22 protein-coding genes, 2 tRNA genes and 1 pseudogene are annotated in these 19,147 nt (G+C 39.5%); 1 reads left to right on the forward strand and 24 read right to left on the reverse strand.

Going from position 1 to position 19,147, the window contains the following annotated elements:
• Window positions 1–7: 7 nt before the first annotated feature.
• The 10 genes and pseudogenes from CSV72_RS04725 to CSV72_RS04765 form a co-directional block, all read right to left on the reverse strand.
• A complete protein-coding gene (locus CSV72_RS04725; protein WP_099677356.1) occupies window positions 8–784 on the reverse strand; it encodes an SDR family oxidoreductase in 777 nt (258 codons plus the stop codon).
• 321 nt (window positions 785–1,105) lie between these two features.
• Window positions 1,106–1,170: transfer RNA gene (locus CSV72_RS04730), tRNA-Arg, on the reverse strand.
• Window positions 1,171–1,412: 242 nt separating this feature from the next.
• Window positions 1,413–1,604, reverse strand: coding sequence for a hypothetical protein (locus CSV72_RS04735; RefSeq protein ID WP_099677357.1), 192 nt, complete (start codon window positions 1,602–1,604; stop codon window positions 1,413–1,415).
• A 406-nt stretch (window positions 1,605–2,010) separates the two neighbouring features.
• Window positions 2,011–2,084: transfer RNA gene (locus CSV72_RS04740), tRNA-Arg, on the reverse strand.
• A 58-nt stretch (window positions 2,085–2,142) separates the two neighbouring features.
• Window positions 2,143–2,541, reverse strand: a complete 399-nt coding sequence (locus CSV72_RS04745; RefSeq protein WP_099677358.1) for an SET domain-containing protein — start codon at window positions 2,539–2,541, stop codon at window positions 2,143–2,145.
• Window positions 2,542–2,763: 222 nt separating this feature from the next.
• A complete protein-coding gene (locus CSV72_RS04750) occupies window positions 2,764–3,543 on the reverse strand; it encodes a DUF3885 domain-containing protein (protein ID WP_233191078.1) in 780 nt (259 codons plus the stop codon).
• A 72-nt stretch (window positions 3,544–3,615) separates the two neighbouring features.
• Window positions 3,616–3,831: a choline/carnitine O-acyltransferase gene (locus CSV72_RS04755; RefSeq protein WP_158232153.1), complete on the reverse strand. Its 216-nt coding sequence runs from the start codon at window positions 3,829–3,831 to the stop codon at window positions 3,616–3,618.
• A gap of 11 nt (window positions 3,832–3,842) precedes the next feature.
• Window positions 3,843–3,947 (reverse strand): hypothetical protein, encoded by a 105-nt coding sequence (locus tag CSV72_RS17265; protein WP_369802881.1) that lies wholly within the window; start codon window positions 3,945–3,947, stop codon window positions 3,843–3,845.
• A 111-nt stretch (window positions 3,948–4,058) separates the two neighbouring features.
• A pseudogene (locus CSV72_RS17010) lies at window positions 4,059–4,619 on the reverse strand (choline/carnitine O-acyltransferase).
• 301 nt (window positions 4,620–4,920) lie between these two features.
• On the reverse strand, window positions 4,921–5,880 hold the full coding sequence (locus CSV72_RS04765; protein WP_099677361.1) for a ring-cleaving dioxygenase: 960 nt from the start codon (window positions 5,878–5,880) through the stop codon (window positions 4,921–4,923).
• A gap of 190 nt (window positions 5,881–6,070) precedes the next feature.
• On the opposite strand from CSV72_RS04765, the gene CSV72_RS04770 reads away from it, so the two are divergent.
• The gene (locus CSV72_RS04770) at window positions 6,071–6,925 is read left to right on the forward strand and encodes an Rv1352/Rv1906c domain-containing protein (protein WP_099677362.1); all 855 of its coding nucleotides are present in this window, start codon (window positions 6,071–6,073) and stop codon (window positions 6,923–6,925) included.
• A 45-nt stretch (window positions 6,926–6,970) separates the two neighbouring features.
• Here CSV72_RS04770 and CSV72_RS04775 read toward each other — a convergent pair whose 3' ends face one another.
• From CSV72_RS04775 to CSV72_RS04845, 14 genes are all read right to left on the reverse strand, one after another.
• Complete coding sequence (locus CSV72_RS04775; RefSeq protein WP_099632919.1) at window positions 6,971–7,324, reverse strand: DoxX family protein; 354 nt, start codon at window positions 7,322–7,324, stop codon at window positions 6,971–6,973.
• A 169-nt stretch (window positions 7,325–7,493) separates the two neighbouring features.
• Complete coding sequence (locus tag CSV72_RS04780) at window positions 7,494–9,182, reverse strand: FAD-dependent oxidoreductase (protein WP_099677363.1); 1,689 nt, start codon at window positions 9,180–9,182, stop codon at window positions 7,494–7,496.
• A 106-nt stretch (window positions 9,183–9,288) separates the two neighbouring features.
• Window positions 9,289–11,241 carry a hypothetical protein gene (locus CSV72_RS04785; RefSeq protein WP_099677364.1) on the reverse strand — a complete coding sequence of 651 codons (1,953 nt, stop codon included), beginning with the start codon at window positions 11,239–11,241 and terminating at the stop codon, window positions 9,289–9,291.
• A 272-nt stretch (window positions 11,242–11,513) separates the two neighbouring features.
• The gene (locus tag CSV72_RS04790) at window positions 11,514–11,732 is read right to left on the reverse strand and encodes a helix-turn-helix domain-containing protein (RefSeq protein ID WP_099677365.1); all 219 of its coding nucleotides are present in this window, start codon (window positions 11,730–11,732) and stop codon (window positions 11,514–11,516) included.
• 15 nt (window positions 11,733–11,747) lie between these two features.
• A complete protein-coding gene (locus tag CSV72_RS04795) occupies window positions 11,748–12,239 on the reverse strand; it encodes a DUF2975 domain-containing protein (protein WP_099677366.1) in 492 nt (163 codons plus the stop codon).
• 313 nt (window positions 12,240–12,552) lie between these two features.
• Complete coding sequence (locus CSV72_RS04800; protein ID WP_099677367.1) at window positions 12,553–12,951, reverse strand: VOC family protein; 399 nt, start codon at window positions 12,949–12,951, stop codon at window positions 12,553–12,555.
• 71 nt (window positions 12,952–13,022) lie between these two features.
• Window positions 13,023–13,520 (reverse strand): SRPBCC family protein, encoded by a 498-nt coding sequence (locus tag CSV72_RS04805; RefSeq protein WP_099677368.1) that lies wholly within the window; start codon window positions 13,518–13,520, stop codon window positions 13,023–13,025.
• Window positions 13,521–13,673: 153 nt separating this feature from the next.
• Entirely contained in the window at window positions 13,674–14,102 is a 429-nt protein-coding gene (locus CSV72_RS04810) for a VOC family protein (protein WP_099677369.1), read from the reverse strand.
• A 122-nt stretch (window positions 14,103–14,224) separates the two neighbouring features.
• Entirely contained in the window at window positions 14,225–14,617 is a 393-nt protein-coding gene (locus CSV72_RS04815) for a VOC family protein (protein WP_099677370.1), read from the reverse strand.
• Between the two features lie 186 nt (window positions 14,618–14,803).
• The gene (locus tag CSV72_RS04820; protein ID WP_099677500.1) at window positions 14,804–15,175 is read right to left on the reverse strand and encodes an iron chaperone; all 372 of its coding nucleotides are present in this window, start codon (window positions 15,173–15,175) and stop codon (window positions 14,804–14,806) included.
• A 451-nt stretch (window positions 15,176–15,626) separates the two neighbouring features.
• A complete protein-coding gene (locus tag CSV72_RS04830; RefSeq protein WP_099677372.1) occupies window positions 15,627–17,171 on the reverse strand; it encodes an acyl-CoA carboxylase subunit beta in 1,545 nt (514 codons plus the stop codon).
• Window positions 17,172–17,197: 26 nt separating this feature from the next.
• Window positions 17,198–17,980 carry an enoyl-CoA hydratase gene (locus CSV72_RS04835; RefSeq protein WP_099677501.1) on the reverse strand — a complete coding sequence of 261 codons (783 nt, stop codon included), beginning with the start codon at window positions 17,978–17,980 and terminating at the stop codon, window positions 17,198–17,200.
• A gap of 13 nt (window positions 17,981–17,993) precedes the next feature.
• Complete coding sequence (locus CSV72_RS04840) at window positions 17,994–18,899, reverse strand: hydroxymethylglutaryl-CoA lyase (protein WP_099677373.1); 906 nt, start codon at window positions 18,897–18,899, stop codon at window positions 17,994–17,996.
• 23 nt (window positions 18,900–18,922) lie between these two features.
• On the reverse strand, window positions 18,923–19,135 hold the full coding sequence (locus CSV72_RS04845) for an acetyl-CoA carboxylase biotin carboxyl carrier protein subunit (protein WP_233190367.1): 213 nt from the start codon (window positions 19,133–19,135) through the stop codon (window positions 18,923–18,925).
• Window positions 19,136–19,147 lie beyond the last annotated feature (12 nt).

Here is a 19,147-nt window from a genome sequence, read left to right on the forward strand (position 1 = left end):
CCTTTGACTAGATTTGGCTACTCATGCCGCCATCTACCACTAATACGTCTCCAGTCATGTAATCAGATGCTTTTGACGCTAAAAAAACAGCTACACCTTTTAAGTCATCTTCGTTACCTAATCTATTTAACGGTGTTCCATTTAAAATGTAATCACGACCATTTTCGATTGTAACATTCGACATTTTCGTAGGGAAGAATCCTGGAGCAATGGCATTTACATTAATATTATGTCGTCCCCATTTTGCTGCTAAATCTTTAGTCAATACAATGACTGCACCTTTGCTAGTATTGTAACCAATCGTATCCATGAAATCTGGATGTGTTCCTCCAAGTCCTGCAACAGAAGCAATATTTATGATTTTTCCGCTATTTTGCTTGATCATGACCTTTCCCACTTCTCTGCTCATAATAAATGTTCCCGTTGCGTTGACGTTAAGCACCTTCTGAAAAGCTTCTATCGGCATATCTATTGTAGGCGCTCCCCATGTGGCACCGCTATTATTCACCAGAATATCAATGGTGCCAAATTCTCTTACCGTCTCTTCAACTACTCTTTTCACATCTTCTTCATTTGCCACGTCACAAGCCAAGCCTATTGATCTCACACCTAGATTTTCTAACTCTTGACTCATCTCAATACACGATTCCACTTTGCGCGAACAGACTACAACATTCGCTCCAGCTTCCGCAAAACCTCTTGCTATTTGAGCCCCAAGCCCTCTGCCACCTCCTGTAACTAACGCTGTTTTACCTTTTAAATTAAACAATTCAAGAACAGACATGTCTATTTCCTCTTTTCTATAGTTTGCTAGGTTCCTTCATCACATAAAAACTACTATCACTCAATTGTTCATACTCCCCTTTATACATAAAGCTCATCTTTATGTACTAACCAGTTGGTATGTTCAGAATACAAAGATATAATTACCATAGTAAACGTTCAGCTTTTATTTAGCAAGACTTTACTTCCCCCTCTTACACTGTAAACACACAGGATACTATTGTTGAGATATCATTTATGTCTAAAATTGATGATGAAAATCCTTCTAACTTTATTACGTTAGAAGGATTTTTAAATGCGGTTTACGCTTCTTATTCGTACGTTCTAAAGGGATTCGAATCCCAGACCTACGCCTTAGGAAGGCGTTGCTCTATCCAGCTGAGCTACTGGGACAAAATGTGCTTGAAGCGTCGTGAATACAGCGCCTACAGGAATACTTGTTTATTTAAATTCAAACTTAGTCTTTTATTCGAACTAGAGTATTTGTCCAATCATCTTACTAGCCTTTTCATATATTGATTATAAGGTCGGCCGGCATTAAAAGTGAAATGGAGGTGAAAGATATGTGTTCTAAAAACAATAGACGGGGAAATCGGGTGGAATTGGTTTGTAAATGTCGAGAAGTAAGATCAAATCACGATAATAGGCACCACTGTGATCGTGACTTTAATGATCATGATAATAAACACCACTGTAACCGTGACTTTAATCATCATGATAATAAAGACCACTGTAACCGTGACTTTAATTGTAGAAATGAGTTCAGATGTCAATGTAGAAGATGTAATCGCAGACGCTTTAGATTTTTCTGGTAAATGCAATGAGATTAAGAAGGTAAAATAATAAATGTGTCTGCGCAGACAAAGTATAAGAAATGGAAAGGCGATTATTCTAAATTGAGTAATTGCCTTTTGAGGATTTGAAATGGTAAAGCGTGAAAATAGGTTATATATTCTGTTAATGCTTAAGGTGGTTATAAAGTGTGATTTCCTATCAAATCTCCACTTTTAGAAAATATTTTTACTAGATGAGGTTGACTATCGCAATATTTTAGAAGGTTTGGTGGATCTGCTGAGATATGTGTTCATGTTTATTACTCTAACAATGGCAAGTATTTTTTTTAGACCTAGTATTTGTTAAGTCAATTTAAGGGTCCATTCTAGTAATCAATTTCATGGATTTATTTAATATCAAAGTGTTCGGTTTCAGTAAAAAGTAACCAAATAACGTCCCAGAAGGGATTCGAACCCCCGACCTACGCCTTAGGAGGGCGTTGCTCTATCCAGCTGAGCTACTAGGACATGATAGAAATGAGTAACACTTCGATTCATCTGCTGATTCAAAGTGTTCTCATGCTTATTAATCGTTAGCCGTACCATCGTAATCTTCATTAAACCATAATTGCTCATCATCATCCACATCGCCATTATAGTTAATCAAAATCTCTTCTCCAGCTTTGATATCTCTATAGGCAAAGAAATCAAATGTATGGTGATCGAAATTAATATCATACGTCGCATTCGGTTCATAAGAATGATTGAATAACATTCCGTAGCCAAGAAGGACAGCGGTATGATTTTCTCCATACTCGAAAGCATAGTCAGCTAGAACAGTTTTTTCAATATGTTGATGTTGTTCATTTGGATAGGAGATAACAGGCGCTTCGTGTAACAACTGCCCTTTTTTAATATCGCATTTCGCGAATACTCCTCTATTGAATTCCCCTTCGCCAATTGGAGAAAGTTTTACTTCTATCATGTCTTTCACCTACTCGCTTGTAAATTATACTTGCCTAGTATACCATTAATTCCGCCCAATTGCTGATTTCTTTTCTCATAAAATAAAACACGACTTCAACAGCAGTTAGTTCCTTTTCAGAGATACATAGCAACCATACACTTTCGTACAAACAACCGTTGCTACAACTGACCTGAATAGACATTCGACTGAATACATTCCATACATAAAACCTCTACCTATCTACGCAAAGTCTTGATCCACTTCCTGCTTATCATAATCAAGAATCCAGTCAGAGTATTGTTCATAAAGAAATCTAATAGATTCTCTGTCAGCCGCTATGATATCACATCCTCGATCATCGTATAGATGATAAATAATATTTTTGGATAGGTTGATGAAGAATATATCATAACCGCTTTCAGGATTTCGTTTTAAAATCGTAGTTGAATCAGAGAAATCTTCATGACAAATCGCTTTCAGTAACTGCATATACCGAATATCCTGTTTCTTACAAGTAAGCATAAATCGATGTGTTTGAAGTTCTTCCTCCTCATCATCATCATGAGGATTAGGAATCGTAGAAAATCGCAAAGTATATAATAATTCTTTTCGTTTTATAAACTTGGAATAGACATTCAACGGTCTTTCGCGTAGAAAATGATTATTTGTATGGACATCAGTGACCATCATGATTTCATCATCTTCCCCAAACACCGCTTCGAATAATGTAATGGACCGATAAAATGCTTGTTTTAAGAAATCTGGCTCATCAAATCCAATAGATTCTGAAATTTCAAAGCGAATAGCTTTATTTGTTTCATAAAATAGAGCAGGTGCTAATTCAATCCCATTAAAATATTCAGCTAAATATACTTCTAAAGTTTTCATTAATTCACTCTCCATTATGGATGTTTTCATGATAGTTAATGCAATATCACGTAGTTCTTTCAATGCATCTTCAAAGTTTCCCGCAAGAAGCTTAGCATCTTGTTCATCACGGCTATAGCTAGAAAAATTCACAATTAGTTAATCCTTCAGTAAGACGTGAAAAATTCCATTGCCATCTTCCACTACTGGTGCAAACGTACAGTTTTAAACTTGTGGATGAGTCATATTTCTAGTAGAAATAAAATCATGACGCATCTTCAAATAGCTGGGATCAGTAAATAGTACAGGTAATAGTCCCATCTCAAGCTCTTCTTGATATAACGCTAATATTTTCTGTAATCCAAACAGATGCCTTTCCACTCCAAATCCTTTTTGTGCTTCTTTTAAACGGGCGGTATGAACAGAACCTGATTTTTGCATTAAACGATAGACTAAAGGGGCTCTTGTTGTTCCTCCATTATCGCTTTCGCCAGTACTAGATTTTCTGTATTTGAAGAGCGTATGCATTCGGTTCTTCCTTCATTAAACAAACGCATGGATACCGCTTCATTAGAATTTGTACTGTCTTCATCTATTGATATAACAACCAATGAATCTGCAATGCTATGTAAACATTCGGTATTCACTTGAGTGACTGCAAGTCGTTGTTAAATATCCGCTGCTTTATTTCTACTTGTAGTAGTGAAAATCCTGACATTAGGTCCTGCTGGTTCATTCAATGAAAAAATTTCTTCAATCACTTTTGACAATGCCCCACTGGAATACATCAAACCTTCTTCATCCGTTACAGGTATCGTGTAGATATTGCCATTAGTTAAAAAGCTAATATGATTGTCTACTTTAGAAAATTCAGCAACGCAGTGACCATCCCGTTGATGTGTAGGAATTCGAACTGAGCGGAAGAAGTTAGGATATTGGCTCATGTCTAGCGGTATTTCCCGCAACATTTCAGAGTAGGCTTTTTCATCAATGATCGCATGATAAAACTGCACCACGGATCGGCTCACTTTGCTAGCTAACTCAGCTATTGTACAAACTGGATATTGCTAATTATCAAGTGGAATATTGAAATTACTACCTATATGTAAAGGCTTACGAGATGTTAGATACAAATCATCCAAAAAAGGTTTTAGCCAACTACCCGCAATATCAACTTGCCAATTCTGTAGCTTTTCTTGAATCTTTTGTGCATCTCCGCCTTCTTCCAAAAAAACTGTTGAACGACTTTTTTTGCCTCTTTAAATTCTTTATTGCTGACCAAAGGTTCTATCGCTTCAAGTAGTTTTCACCTTGTTTCTTCCAAATCAGGAATTGAAATTGAGGGTAGATGTTCTCGGAATTTGTATGTCGTCATTACAGGTAGTAGACCCCTTCCAATTTTAATACCCGTATTTTACTTTACATAATATTATTATTGCAATTATATTCTTCAATATATACACCATATAGTAAATAATAGCATATAAAAAATCTCCCACCTATTTAGATGAGAGATTCACTTTCACTTTTTCACAAAGGTTCCAAACGACTTTCGATTTCTTCACGACGATGTTCGAGGAATGGTGGCAATGCCAAGCTTTCTCCTAAATGCTCTAACTCCTCATCGGTACCAAATCCTGGTCCATCTGTTGCTATTTCAATAGTTAAACCATTCGGATCTTTTAAATAGACTGAATGAAAATAATATCTATCAACATATTGTGAATTGGGAATCCCATTGTCATTTAACTTATGAATAAACTCATTTAATTCCTCTTCATCTTCAACACGTAATGCAATATGATGAACACTACCTCTTCCCGGACGTTCTTTAGGAAGATCCGCACGATGTTCTAGATGAATTTCAGCTCCCGTTCCCCCTTCACCCGTTTCATAGATTATGATATCGGGCTGCCCTTTCGTTTCCGAGGCGTAACGATCTTTTTCTTTAAATCCTAAAATGTTTGTAAGAAGTGCAGTCGTTTCCTCCACGTTTTGCACAGTAAAACGTGAAGGCCCTAATCCAATGATGCCATATTCTGATGGAATTGTACTTTGACTCCATGGAACGCCACCAGCTACGCCTGTATTGTGTTCATCTGAAATCAGTATTAGTCTTTGGCCTTCAAAGTCTTGAAATGGCAGAACTAATCTTCCCGCTTGCTCTCGTATATCTTCATACAGCACGTGAAATTCTTCAAATCTGGATTTCCAATATTCCAACGCTTGATCATTTGGTACACGAAGCGAAGTAGCCGATATACTATTTGTTCCCTCATATGTTTTTCCGGCACGTGGTATTTCGAAAAACGTCACGTCCGTTCCAGGATTCCCTTTCTCATCTGCATAAAATAAATGATACATAGAAGGTGAATCTTGATTGACGGTTTTTTTCACTAAGCGCATACCTAAAATATTCGTATAGAAATCTAGGTTTTTCTTCGCATCAGCTGTTATTGCTGACATGTGGTGAAGCCCTTTAATTTTCATCATAATTCCTCCTCATGATTTCATTCTTACTAGCTATTCCCCATTTTTGCATACTTTATTATGTATCAATTTATAGGTAATCTGAATGACAATCAACTACTCTGCTTATGAATCTACCTAATAGGTAGATTCTGTCAAGGACTTTCATGTATTATATAGATACAATGCAAAAAGTGAGGTTACATACGAGATGAATAAAAAACAATTGTGGTGGGCTGTAGTTGGTGCAGCCGTATTACTGTTAGCTCTAATCATTGCCATTGTGAGCGATAAAGAAACACCCGAAACTACAATAGAAAAGCCAGCGTTAATCGAAACTCCGATAGAAAATGAAGCAACAGAACCATCTGATAAGCCTAAACGAACAGAAGAACACGATAAGGAACAGCCTAAAATGAATGAAATCGAAAACGATGTAATAGAACCGGGCGAATCAAAAAAAGAACAAACAACAAAGCCAGCTACAGGGCCATCTAACACCGTTTCCGATGAAAATTCAACACAGCCGACAACAACAACAGCCAAGCCAACAGAAACGGAAAAACAATTGAACTCGTCCACTATGACTTCCATAACAGATGGAACCTATGAGGTAGGAACTGATATCGAACCAGGTGAATACCTCGTTTTCTCCAATGGCGTTACACTCTTGGAAAATACAACTGATCAATCAGGAAACCCTGACAGTATTGTGTTCAACGTTGCACTGGACGGACGTTCCCACACATACGTAACAGTACGCCAAGGTGAATACTTTACATTAAAAGGTGGAGAAATGTATCCGGTAGCCTCCTCGCCTAGTATTAAACCAGCCAATGGAATATATAAGGATGGCCAATACAAAGTGGGTACAGATATCCCCGCTGGTACGTATACTTTGTTGGTAGAAGATCAAAGCGACATAGGATTTTATGAGATTAGTAAAAACAGCCGACAAGATATGATGGATCTTCTCGTGAGTGATGTAGTAGAAGGTGAAACGTCTATAAATATAACAGACGGACAATATTTAACGATCCGAAATGCTTATTTGAAAGTACAATAAAAAGAACACACAAAACTCCTTTTGGTTTTGTGTGTTCTTTCATTTTTAGACCTTTCGTACTTTCAATACCCACCAAATTAACACAAATTGCAGTGGGAGCCTTAGCCACAATGCCGTTGCTGATACATCATAATTCTCAGCTGTAAAGGCCATATATATATTAACTGGGAATACAAGAACTAAAAATACCGCAATTAAAAAGCCCGTAACAAAGCGTGTCCGCTTCATGAACAATCCAATAGCCAATGCTATTTCCATTAGACCTGATATGTACACAACGGCTTTTCTAAACGGTACCCACTCGGGCATCATTCCTGTGAAAAATGATTCCATTGCGAAGTGACCGATTCCTGCCGCTAAAAATAACAGACAAAACACATATAAAGCAATTTTTCTCATACACGATAGTCTCCTAACTTTCCTCTACTCTGCTAGTGCCCATTTTATAATCTACGTAAACCTGATCACTTTTTAATATTATATTAAAAAAGCAAAGTGGTCTACAATTCAGTTCATTAATCAAAAAAACCTAAGCTCTCCAAATGGGAGCTTAGGTAATAAATTAATGTTAATTGAAGTTATACTCCGTTACAATTTTCTCTCTATCTGAGTTCACATCATTGAAATACTCATATAAACAAATACCAAGGAATGAACCCGATATATTCACGATGTTATCAAATCCACTGTTCTGCAAGGCCATCAATGCATTGTAACTACGTTGTGATGAGCGGCAATGAACATAGACGGGTACATCTTTAGGCACTTCTTCCATGCGGTCGCGCAGCTGACTGAGTGGTATATTCACCGCGTTCACTAAGTGTCCTTTCGCAAATTCATTTTCTTCACGCACATCAATAATCACTGCATTTTGTTCTACTAATCCACGCACTTCCGATACATGAACTTGCTCATAACGGCCGTATAGAATGTTAAGAGCTACAAGTGCAGCCAAGTTGACGACATCTTTAGCTGTACTGTACATAGGTGAATAGGTTAACTCTAGCTCTTTTAAATCTTCAAGCGTACCCCCCATCGAGATGAGTGTTGCAATGACATCAATTCGCTTATCGGCATTTCCTTTACCAATTGCCTGAGCCCCTAATATTTTCCCAGTCGGTACTTCAAATACTAATTTGAAGTGAAGCGGGTTACTGTTAGGCATCAATGCAACTTTATCGGATGCAATAATATAAACGCTGTCATGCTGTATTCCTGCAGAAGTCGCCAGTTTTTCATTGAGGCCTGTCGAAGCTGCTACTAGATCAAAAATCTGGATACTTGATGAACCGATGACTCCTTTGTTTTGATGTGGAATCCCATACATATGATCCGCTGCGGCACGTGCTTGACGTTGAGCAGGACCAGCTAAAGCCAGTCTTGTCGGTTTATGAAGTAACTGGTGATACACTTCAATGGCATCTCCGACTGCATAAATCGATTTATCACTCGTGCGGTAATTGGCATCTACTTTAATACCACCAAGCTCTCCGATTTCAAGATCGGCATCTTTCGCCAGCTTTGTCTCGGGACGAACACCAATTGCTAAAACTACTACTTGCGCATCAACTTGTTTACCAGAATTCAACGTAACGTTGTTATCAGTAATTTTAGCCAACCCATCGTTAACTATCACTTTGATCCCTTTATCCATTAATTCTTTATGCAAAATTTGAGCCATATCATAATCAAAAGGCATCATGACCTGGTTGGCAAATTCGATTAACGAAACATTCCGTCCAGCAAGCTTTAGGTTCTCTGCCACTTCTACACCGATGAAACCACCACCGATAACCGCTATATTGTCTATGTCTTTCGTTTGTACATAGTTGTTCAGACGCTCAATATCTTCCACGTTGCGAACGGTGAAAACATGTTTCGAATCTACACCTTCCAAATTCGGAACGATTGGACTGGCTCCTGGAGATAACACTAGTCGATCGTAGCTCTCCTCATAAGTTTCGCCTGTCAGCACATGCGAAATACTCACCGTTTTTTCTTTGCGATTAATGGTTATCACTTCTTGGCTAACACGCGCTTCGATATTATATTTGTTTTTAAACGCGACCGGATCCATTAACACTAGTTTGTTACTATCTTCTACAATTCCGCTGAGATAAAATGGTAAAGAACAGTTAGAAAAAGATACATGCGGTCCTTTTTCAAACATAATAATCTCTGCTTGCTCATCCATGCGTCGAATACGTGCAGCTGTTGAAGCTCCACCAGCTACTCCGCCAATTACAACAATCTTCATCTCGCCATCCCCTTATTTAGTAGTTATCTTAAATAAACTATATACCCCTCAGGGTATATAGTCAACGAATTGATTTAAGGTTCATAGTTTGTTTAAAGTTTGAGTTTTAATTCGCTAAGTCCGCAACCAAGCGTCTTAGTAGGACTAGTGTCTCTCTTCTTAAGACTTGTGCCGTTTCGATATTCAGCTCAACTTCTTTACTGAATGAGGATGCGCGAATACTGTTCACCCAGTGCGTGAAGTACGCTACCACATGTACTTTATCTACATTTTCTTTTAATAAACTCGTACCGTTTGCGCTAAGATAATGATAGAAACTCCCGAGCGTGACATAGTGATAATACTCTTCACTACCGATTTCGACAGAAGTTAATCCGGATTCAGGCATTGCTACGTCTACTAAAGGCATTGTCTGTTTATCCGCCCTAGCTTTAACTAGAACATGACCGAAAAACTCTTCCACAGCCTTTATATAATCCGCCATAATAAAAGTGGCTTTTTGACCGAATTGTTGATTTTCCCGTTGAAAGTCTTTTTCAATTCCTTGCCATTTCGCTTCAGCAGTCGTTAAAAGACGTTTCACTTCATTAGATTTTAATAAAAATGGCAATTGTCTTCCCGCTTTTTCAAAGCGCTCTTTCTCTTCCTCATTGAACAGTAGGGCACTTTGAGAAGTGAGTGATGTAAAGGTCTCTTCCAACAGCGTCGCCGCTTGATTAGAATCAATTGGTTCCAAATCATATTGGTCAGCCTTTTGTATCACCGCTTCAACTTCTGAAGATAAATCTTTCAAGTAAAACTCTGTCAGGAATTCATTTAATTGAATTAAAGCGTCCGTAACCATAATTTCGCGGTATTCGATTCCTTCGTCAGGCACCAATGAGAGAACTCGGTTTCTTAACTTCATGCCTTCATTGCCTAATTCCCAGCCAATCAATAAGTTTAAAGCTGGTTCTTTCACATTTCCTTCCTCTGAAGTTAATGTTTTATCTGCCTTATAAAAACAAATCATTGCGTTCAATAAATTCCTTAATATAGCGTCTTGATCTTCAAACGGCAATTCAGAGAAATTCGCCGTACACATTTCTTCTATTTCGCATTCGTAAAAGAAAAAATTGAAATCGGCTTGTATAAAGGAATCTTCCTGTATCTTGCCACCATGTTGTTCTTCAATAACATTTTTCATTCTTAATATGTACTCGGAAACCTTCGTTAGTTGCGAAACGATATCCCCTTTGTATTTCTCGATGCGATATTGAATTGCTTGCATATCACCATGCAAAACATGCACGGCGTGATAATCATAGGCAGACTTAGAAAGATTCACCAAGCTCATGACGGTTGGTATATCATTCAAATCGAATAGATCATTGAATGTGATATAGAATTCCAGACCGACACTGTGCATTTCCTTGTACTTCATCATATGAATCAAGCGTTCACAAAAACTTCGCTTCGTCGGAAAATCGATCAATGTATCGTTATGAACGACTTGTAAAAACAGATCATACAGATTCATAATGGTCTTTTTCGTTACGCTTTCTAAAATATCGGGATCGCGTGTTTTATCCATTAGCACACTAAGTTCATTGAAGTATCTAGCAAGTGTCTGCATATGATCGGCACGTGTGTTATTCAAGGTTGCACATAACGGGTATATTTTTGAATTAAACAGTTGCCAAGAATCCGCCACATGTCCTTCATTATTGAAGAAATAGAACCAAAGATGGTACCGCCAATCCCCTTTTGCTTTAGTATCCTGATCCAGCTCAAACGGATCGAATTCTTCACCGTAAGCTAGCGCGAGTAATGTTTCATTATACTGGCTCGCTAGCGTAATTTCACTGCCATACAAGTCAGATAGTTCTACGAGCAATGCATACCGTTCATCACCCCTGCATTCGTTAATCACTTTCGTAAACGAAGGATGGTCGATGACGTGACAAACATCTAAGTGACGCCCTTTAAGCAACCACTGACGCAGCATATAATCCAAGAATTCTTCCGAATCCAAATAAGCCCCAAAATGCCGGGCTGAAAACTCCTGATAAATATCCAAACCAATTCCCCCTTAAACATCTGACAACATATAGATCTGTACGAATAACAAACTTTATTCCATGAACAATAAAGTTTGAGCTATCCTTATCATATCGCGATTTCTCTTTTTTCTCTACCTAGAAATCACAGTTTCAAAAAAGCTAGGCCAACAGTGATATAAATTCATTTTATTATAGACAAAAATATAGAACATTCCATATTCCACGGAAATGCTCTATATCTTTAAACCTTTTATAAAACTTGTTACATTCATTCATTTTCTAATTTGGACTATACAGTATCTTCGTCCATTTTGTATTCTAATATATCGCCAGGTTGACACTCTAAAGCTTTACAAATCGCATCCAATGTAGATAGTCGAATCGCCTTCGCCTTTCCATTTTTCAGTATTGAGATATTTGCCATTGTAATTCCAACTCGCTCGGAAAGTTCTGTAACACTCATTTTCCTTTTAGCCAACATCACATCAATATTGATTATTATTGTCATGTTATTCACCTCAGCTCAGACTATTAAATCATTTTCCTCTTTTATATCTATTGCTTCTTTTAAAAGCCTTTGCAGAACAGCAGCAAAGACGGCAATCACTATGGATGCAAAGATAGGGATCATTCCGACTATTACGAGACCCGGAGCGTCGTCTATCTCCGCCATAATAAAGATGAATGGAAGAGCTACTACATACAAGCCGCTGATTAAGATTGCACAGTATTTAATTTTCTTTAGAGCCCTAACTGATAACTTAGAGAAGGCTTGATTTTTATCAATAAAGTTTAATAAGTTAAAGGTCTGATATAATGCGAAATAAAATGGAATCACCGAAATATACATGATTGCTAAAATACTATATACCACATAAGCAAAATCCCAACCTCTATCTGCCGCTTCACTTGCCTCACTCGCTATCTGCGGCAATAAAAATATGCATAAAGCTAGAACCGGAATTCCTATGAATATGACAGCTATCTTTAAAAATAGCGTTGTTCCTCGTTTCATAAAACGCACCTCATTTATCTTCTATATTGTAAATTTCACTTTAACACTCAATTTATCGATTAACAATAAATATACTCCAATTAAGAACACATTTTTATTACTTAGCATATCTATACATCTTCTTCTAGAAACTGAAACTACCTTCTTGAAGCTTTCGTATTATTGTTAATTGAAAAACGCTGGCTTCATTTACATTAAATAAATGGGGTCAGCGTTTAATTGTATATTATTTTGTTTATAAAATAAAAAGTGTGCCTAGGCTTTCAATTAAGCAACCGATTGTGAAATATCTCAGATTGCATTTACAACTACGTTACTCTGGTAAGTTCAACTGCCATGAAATTCCGAATTGGTCATTCAGCCATCCGAATTTTTTACTGAAGCCATAGTTATCTAAAGGCATGAGGGCTGTACCATTTTGCATCATTTTTTCATAAAGTCTGTCAATTTCCTCTTCAGAATCACATGTTAAATAAATAGAAAATGATGGCGTAAACGTAAATTCGTGATCGATATGGCTGTCGATACACATGAACTCTTGTCCTTTCAACGAAAATAACGCTTGTATAACTGTACCTTCTTCACCTGGCCCTTCCGCTCCGTATCGAGTAATACTTTTAATTTCTGATTCATCGATGAGTGAAGTGTAGTATTTCATAGCTTCTTCTGCGGTACCGCCTTGAAACATTAAAAAAGGTTTGACGTCTTTCATATTTAACTTCCCTTTCTTTACATAAACTTTATTTTTGATTGAACTATTTTAACTAGCTACTTCAACATTTATTACCCTTTGTAGCTAACTTCACCTGTTTCAACTAATTCCTCTAGTCCCATAAACATATAATTCCAACCTACTTCAGTACCATCACGCATTTCGTCAAGTGCTTTTTCAATCTCAGAATCTGTCCAATTCGATTCTTGAGCAACATGGATCAATTGTGTGAATGTCATCTCGCAGCCTTGCTCGAGCTCTTTTAGCTCAACTGTTATCGTATCTTCTAAATCGCTCATTTCTGGCATCTTAAAAGTGAGCTTGATTTTTTTAGGAGAATCAAGTTCAAGGTATTCGCCAATCGCACGGTAATCTTGTCCTCCTCTGTGGTCAATAATTTCCCAAGTACCGCCTACTTGAGGATTATTTCGAGTCACTTTATTCGTTCCTTCCAACGTGAAGAACCATTTTCCCATCATTTCTGGTTTTAACCAAGCATCAAATACTTTTTCAGGAGCTACTTCAAAATTTCTTATCATTTTCAAACGAGTAGATGAAACTTTACTCATACTTACACCCCTTATACTTAATTATCGTATTGCTCAATAGCAATTTATCGTAAACATAATTTTTTCATTCACTAATGAATGTATGAAATATAGTTGAAACAGCTAATCAATACAATTAATCATGAATTATTAAGCAGTTTAAATTGAGCGCTATTAAAAAGCTGCGTCTTCTTTGTTTACACTCAATTGCCAAATTACACCGAATTTATCAGTGACACTACCATAAAGATTTGCCCAGAACGTCTCTTGGAGCTCCATCCCAACAGTTCCACCTTCTTTTAGTTTTCCGTAAATCTTTTGTAACTTTTTCGCTTCGGCGCATTGGTAAGCTAGGCTTATATTGTTGCCAAGCGTGAAAGGAGAACCAGGGAACGTATCTGAAAACATCACAGTGCTTCCTTCGATAGCTAAACGAGTATGCATAATTAAGTTTTTGGCTTCTTCTGGAAGAGGGTATTCTGGATTTGGTGATTGATCCCCAAAAGTCATAATATTAGGTTTTTCTGTTTCAAAAACCTCTGTGTAAAATTCAACAGCTTCACGGCAATTTCCATTAAACGTTAAATAAATATCGACAGCCATATTCCACCACTCCTTTAATTTAATCAAAACTAATGTAGTTGATCTGCAAATAAACCCATTAAAATCATTGCGGAACAAAACGTCTCTTTAGTTTAAGATTATATTCCCCACAAAAAAACTTGTCATTTTGCGTTTTTATCTGGTTGATGAAGCCCAAAAACATTACCCTCGGTATCCAAATAATAGCCTTGCCAAGCCATTCCTGGCAACGCGTATTTAGGTAATGCAACACTGCCTCCACCATCAATAATTTTTGCTTCCGTTAAATCGTAATTATCGATTCCTATAGTACAAGCATAGCCATTTAGTGGTTGGTTACGTTCTGGACGCGGACCTTGACGTTGCATTAATGCTCCATCCACTCCAAGCTCACTATCACCAGTCACTGCTCCATAATAAGGCATCCCTGCATACTCACTCCAGTCCTGAAAGGTCCATCCGAATACATCCCCATAAAACTTTTGTGCCCTTGCCATGTCGTCTACGTGAATTTCAAAGTGAACTACTCTTCCCATCTTTTTTCCTCCTTCTTTTTATCTAATTTTTTTAAATACAAATCTTATTTCAGTACATATATTCAAACATTACCATTCCATTAATTAAAAACAAACAGGTTGTGATATATACTCATTTTTAATTTGTCAGCAGTAATTAGTATGTCTTCCTCTTGTGCCTTCTATCCCTTGTTTAGTTTCGCTTGTCTATTTACGCCAAAAGCTCTTATCATTAATTTTATCTTCTATATTAAACTCAATAATTTTCTTAAGCAATTCGTAATTGATTGGCTTATTCCACTGAATTTTAAACAAGCCTTTAGTTGCGCTGTAGCCGAGTTCTGCAATATCATCTGCAAATTTCGCAATCCCTGCGTATTCGGGTGAAATGCTCATATGATGCTTTGCTACGGAAAAACCAATTATAAAAGTGCCATGATTAGAAAACATTGGCGTATTCCATTTGATGACCGGTTCCAAATCGGGAAATTCATTAGCAACCCACTTCAACACTTCTTCCATCCGTTCACGATGGTCGGGATGATCGATACTTGCCAGATATTTTGAAAAAACCATTATGTGACCTCCTTTAAAATAATTAATAATATCATCTCTATTAACGGGAATGTATGTTCTGATTATAGCAGATGAATACATACTTTGGCTAGTGCCAACCGACATTCTTCTCCCGCTTACTCAAGGGGCTATACCTGAATCATTCTTTGTAGCGGGAGTCTTCTGCCAGAAGTCATTTTTTTGTGAGGGACCCAATCTCATTAACAGCAAAAGTTTCAAATTCCGGTATATGTTGAATCATCCAATCTAAGACAGAGTAAACACTAGGATTTAAATCTAACTGTCTACGTCGATGTTCATTGAAAATTATTTTACTCATATAAAACGCTTCTAGCTGAATAGTTACTTTCAGTTTACAAAGGAAGTGCCATAAAAAACCCCAAATGGAGTCACTTTTTAAAGTGTCTATCATTTGGGGTTCAGTTCATGATGACGCGTAGGCTGTCGCCTTCGATCACACCGGATAAACCGGATGCTTGCGGTCTGTAACCTGGACATATTTTGTCGCATACGCTTCGTAGCGCGTAATCAACTCATCACGCAGTGAGTCTGCCGGGACGATCCCGTCGATAATCATTTCAGAAGCTAAGTGGTAAATATCGATATCTTCTTTGTATTCATTACGCTTCTCTTCAATATAAGCTGCGCGCTCTTCTTCAGGCAACGCAGCGATTTTATTTGCGTAGACTGCATTGATAGCTGCGTCTGGCCCCATGACCGCGATGGAAGCAGTTGGCAGCGCTAAACACGCATCTGGTTCAAATGCCGGGCCTGCCATTGCGTACAATCCTGCGCCATATGCTTTGCGGACGATGATAGAAATTTTCGGCACTGAGGCTTCTGACATCGCAAAAATCATTTTTGCACCGTGGCGGATGATGCCTGCACGTTCTACTTTTGTTCCAATCATGAATCCAGGCACGTCGACTAAGAACAACAGCGGGATGTGGAATGCATCGCAGAGATTGATGAACTTTGCCGCTTTGTCGGCAGAGTCGTGGAATAGCACGCCGCCTTTAACGCGCGGTTGGTTCGCGATAATGCCGACCGCTTTTCCATCGATGCGCGCAAGGCCAGTAATGAGCTCGCCTGCAAACAGTTTCTTAATTTCGAAAAATGAATCTTCATCAATAATCCCTTTGATCAAGTCGTGCATATTGAACGGAGCGTTTTCATTTTTCGGAATGATTTCCTCCAGTGTCTTATCCAGCTGTTTCGGTGCCACAGCATCATGTACAGGAGGCTTTTCCGAAAAGCTTGCCGGGAAATACGATAAATATCTCCGCGCCGCTGCGATTGCGTCTTCTTCATTTTTGGCGAGCACATCGCCGCACCCTGAAGTTGTGCAGTGCATGCGCGCGCCGCCCATTTCTTCGAGCGTTACTTTTTCACCGATGACCATTTCTGCCATGCGTGGTGATCCGAGATACATCGAAGCGTTTTTATCGACCATAATGACGATATCACAAAACGCTGGGATATACGCACCACCCGCAGCAGACGGTCCGAACAAGACACAGATTTGTGGAATGCGGCCGGATAACTTTACTTGATTTTGGAATATCCTTCCTGCACCCCGGCGACCTGGGAACATTTCGACTTGATCCGTAATCCGTGCGCCTGCTGAATCGACTAAGTAAACGAGTGGCACATTTAATTTTTCAGCGGTTTCCTGGATGCGGATAATTTTTTCCACTGTCCGCGCACCCCATGAGCCTGCTTTAATTGTGGAATCATTCGCCATGACACAAACAACTTGGCCGTTAATCTTCCCCATGCCTGTCACAACTCCGTCAGCAGGAAGATCGCCCGCCATGCAGTTCGCAAATTGACCGTCTTCGATTTTAAGATCCGAATCGAATAATAATTTCAAGCGGTCCCGGACAAACATTTTCCCTTGATCTGCATTTTTCTCATGGTATTTCGGCGCGCCACCTTTTTTAATCTGTTCTACTCTTTCATTCAATGCTTGCTGCAAAGATTTCGTATCTGTTGTCATCGTCCTGCCTCCCTTATGATCATTCATCATTCGCCAGTATAAACAGGCTTGCGTTTTTCCTTGAATGCCTGCAGTCCTTCGAGCCGGTCTTGTGAAGGAATCGTCACTTCATAGGCGTTCTGTTCAAATGCGAGCCCTGTCTGCAGTTCGACATCATAGCCGTGGTCAATCGCGAACTTCGCCTGCGCGACAGCAAGCGGGCTATTCGATGCGATTTGTCCCGCGACAGCAAGTGCTTTAGCCATCAGCAGATCAGGTGCCACAATGTATTCAGCGAGCCCGATTTCCGATGCTTCTGCCGCTTCGACTCTGCGCGCTGTGAAAATAAGCTCCTTCGCCCGTCCTTTGCCTATCAATCTGGGCAGACGTTGCGTACCGCCTGCTCCTGGAATAATGCCGAGGGAAGTTTCCGTTAATCCAAACGCTGCCGTCTCTGCTGCAATGCGGATGTCGCATGCCAGCGCCAATTCTGTTCCGCCCCCGAGCGCAACACCGTTGACTGCGGCAATGACCGGCTGAGGAAGTGATTCAATGCCGTTAATCGTCTGGCGGATCAATGAAACCGTCTTGCGCACATCAACCGGGTTCATTCCTGCACGTTCTTTTAAATCAGCGCCCGCACAAAAAGCTTTTTCACCGGCGCCTGTTATAATAACTGCGCGGATTTCCCGATCGTAGCGGCATTCTAGCAACGCATCGTAAAGCCCGTTTAGCATCTCGACTGACAATGCATTCGCCGCTTCCGGACGATTCAATAAAATGACCGCAATTCCGTCGCCACGCTTCTCTACTACCACTTTATGCCCCATCCACTCACGTCCTTCACCTATCATGCGCACCGGCAGCCTGCAAGTTTTTACTTGGAAGTGCCTGGCCGATTTTTTCTTGAATAAACGCGGACGCCGCTAAAATCTTCTCTTCATCGACGCCGGTATGAATCCCCATGCCGTGTAGCATATACAATACATCTTCTGTCGCCGCGTTGCCTGAAGCACCCGGTGCATACGGACAGCCGCCGAGCCCGCCAGCTGAACTGTCGAACACCGTAATGCCCATATCAAGCGAGGCTAGGACATTCGCTAAAGCTGTCCCGTGCGTGTCATGGAAATGCATCGCTAATTTGTCCGCTGGAAAACGTTTCAGCAGCACGTCAAGTACTTCCTGGACTTGCCTCGGATTCGCAACGCCGATCGTATCGCCCAACGACAACTCATCAATACCCATTTCAAAAAGAGATTCCGACACGCGGACGACTGCTTCTGTATCGACCACTCCTTCGTATGGACAGCCAAACACTGTAGACACATAGCCTCTTGTCCTCTTGCCCGCCGCATTCGCATCTTGGACAATTTCTTTTAATACAGGCAATGTATCCACGATCGTCTTATTAATATTTTTCAAATTATGCGTTTCGCTCGCCGACATGAACACCGCCGCTTCATCGATACCCGCCGCAAAAGCTCGTTCAAGCCCCTGGCGGTTCGGGACGAGCGCTGAGTAAGAGATGCCAGGCTGCCGCTTAATGCCCGCCATCACAACACTTGCGTCCGCGAGTGCCGGAATCCATTTCGGATTGACGAAAGACGTCACTTCAATCGATGTAAGACCGCTTTTGGACAGCTTATTAATCCAGGCGATTTTGTCTTCTGTCGGAATGAAGATTTTTTCGTTTTGCAGTCCGTCACGTGGTCCGACTTCTTTAATCGTAATCGTTTCAGGCCATTTCATCGTTTCATCTCCTTCTACAGGATTTATTCAATGATTGCGATGACGTCTCCTTCGTTGACGAATTCGCCTTCGTTCACTTTCACTTCTTTTACGACGCCGTCAAAATCAGTAGCAATGGGTATTTCCATTTTCATCGATTCCAAGATGGCGATGTCTTGATCTTCTTCTACTGCGTCTCCTGCTTTCACAAGTACTTTCCAAACGCTTCCTGCCATGCTTGCTGTAATTTCTGTCATACTAATTCCTCC

The organism is Sporosarcina sp. P20a (genome assembly GCF_002743175.1).
GTDB lineage: Bacteria > Bacillota > Bacilli > Bacillales_A > Planococcaceae > Sporosarcina.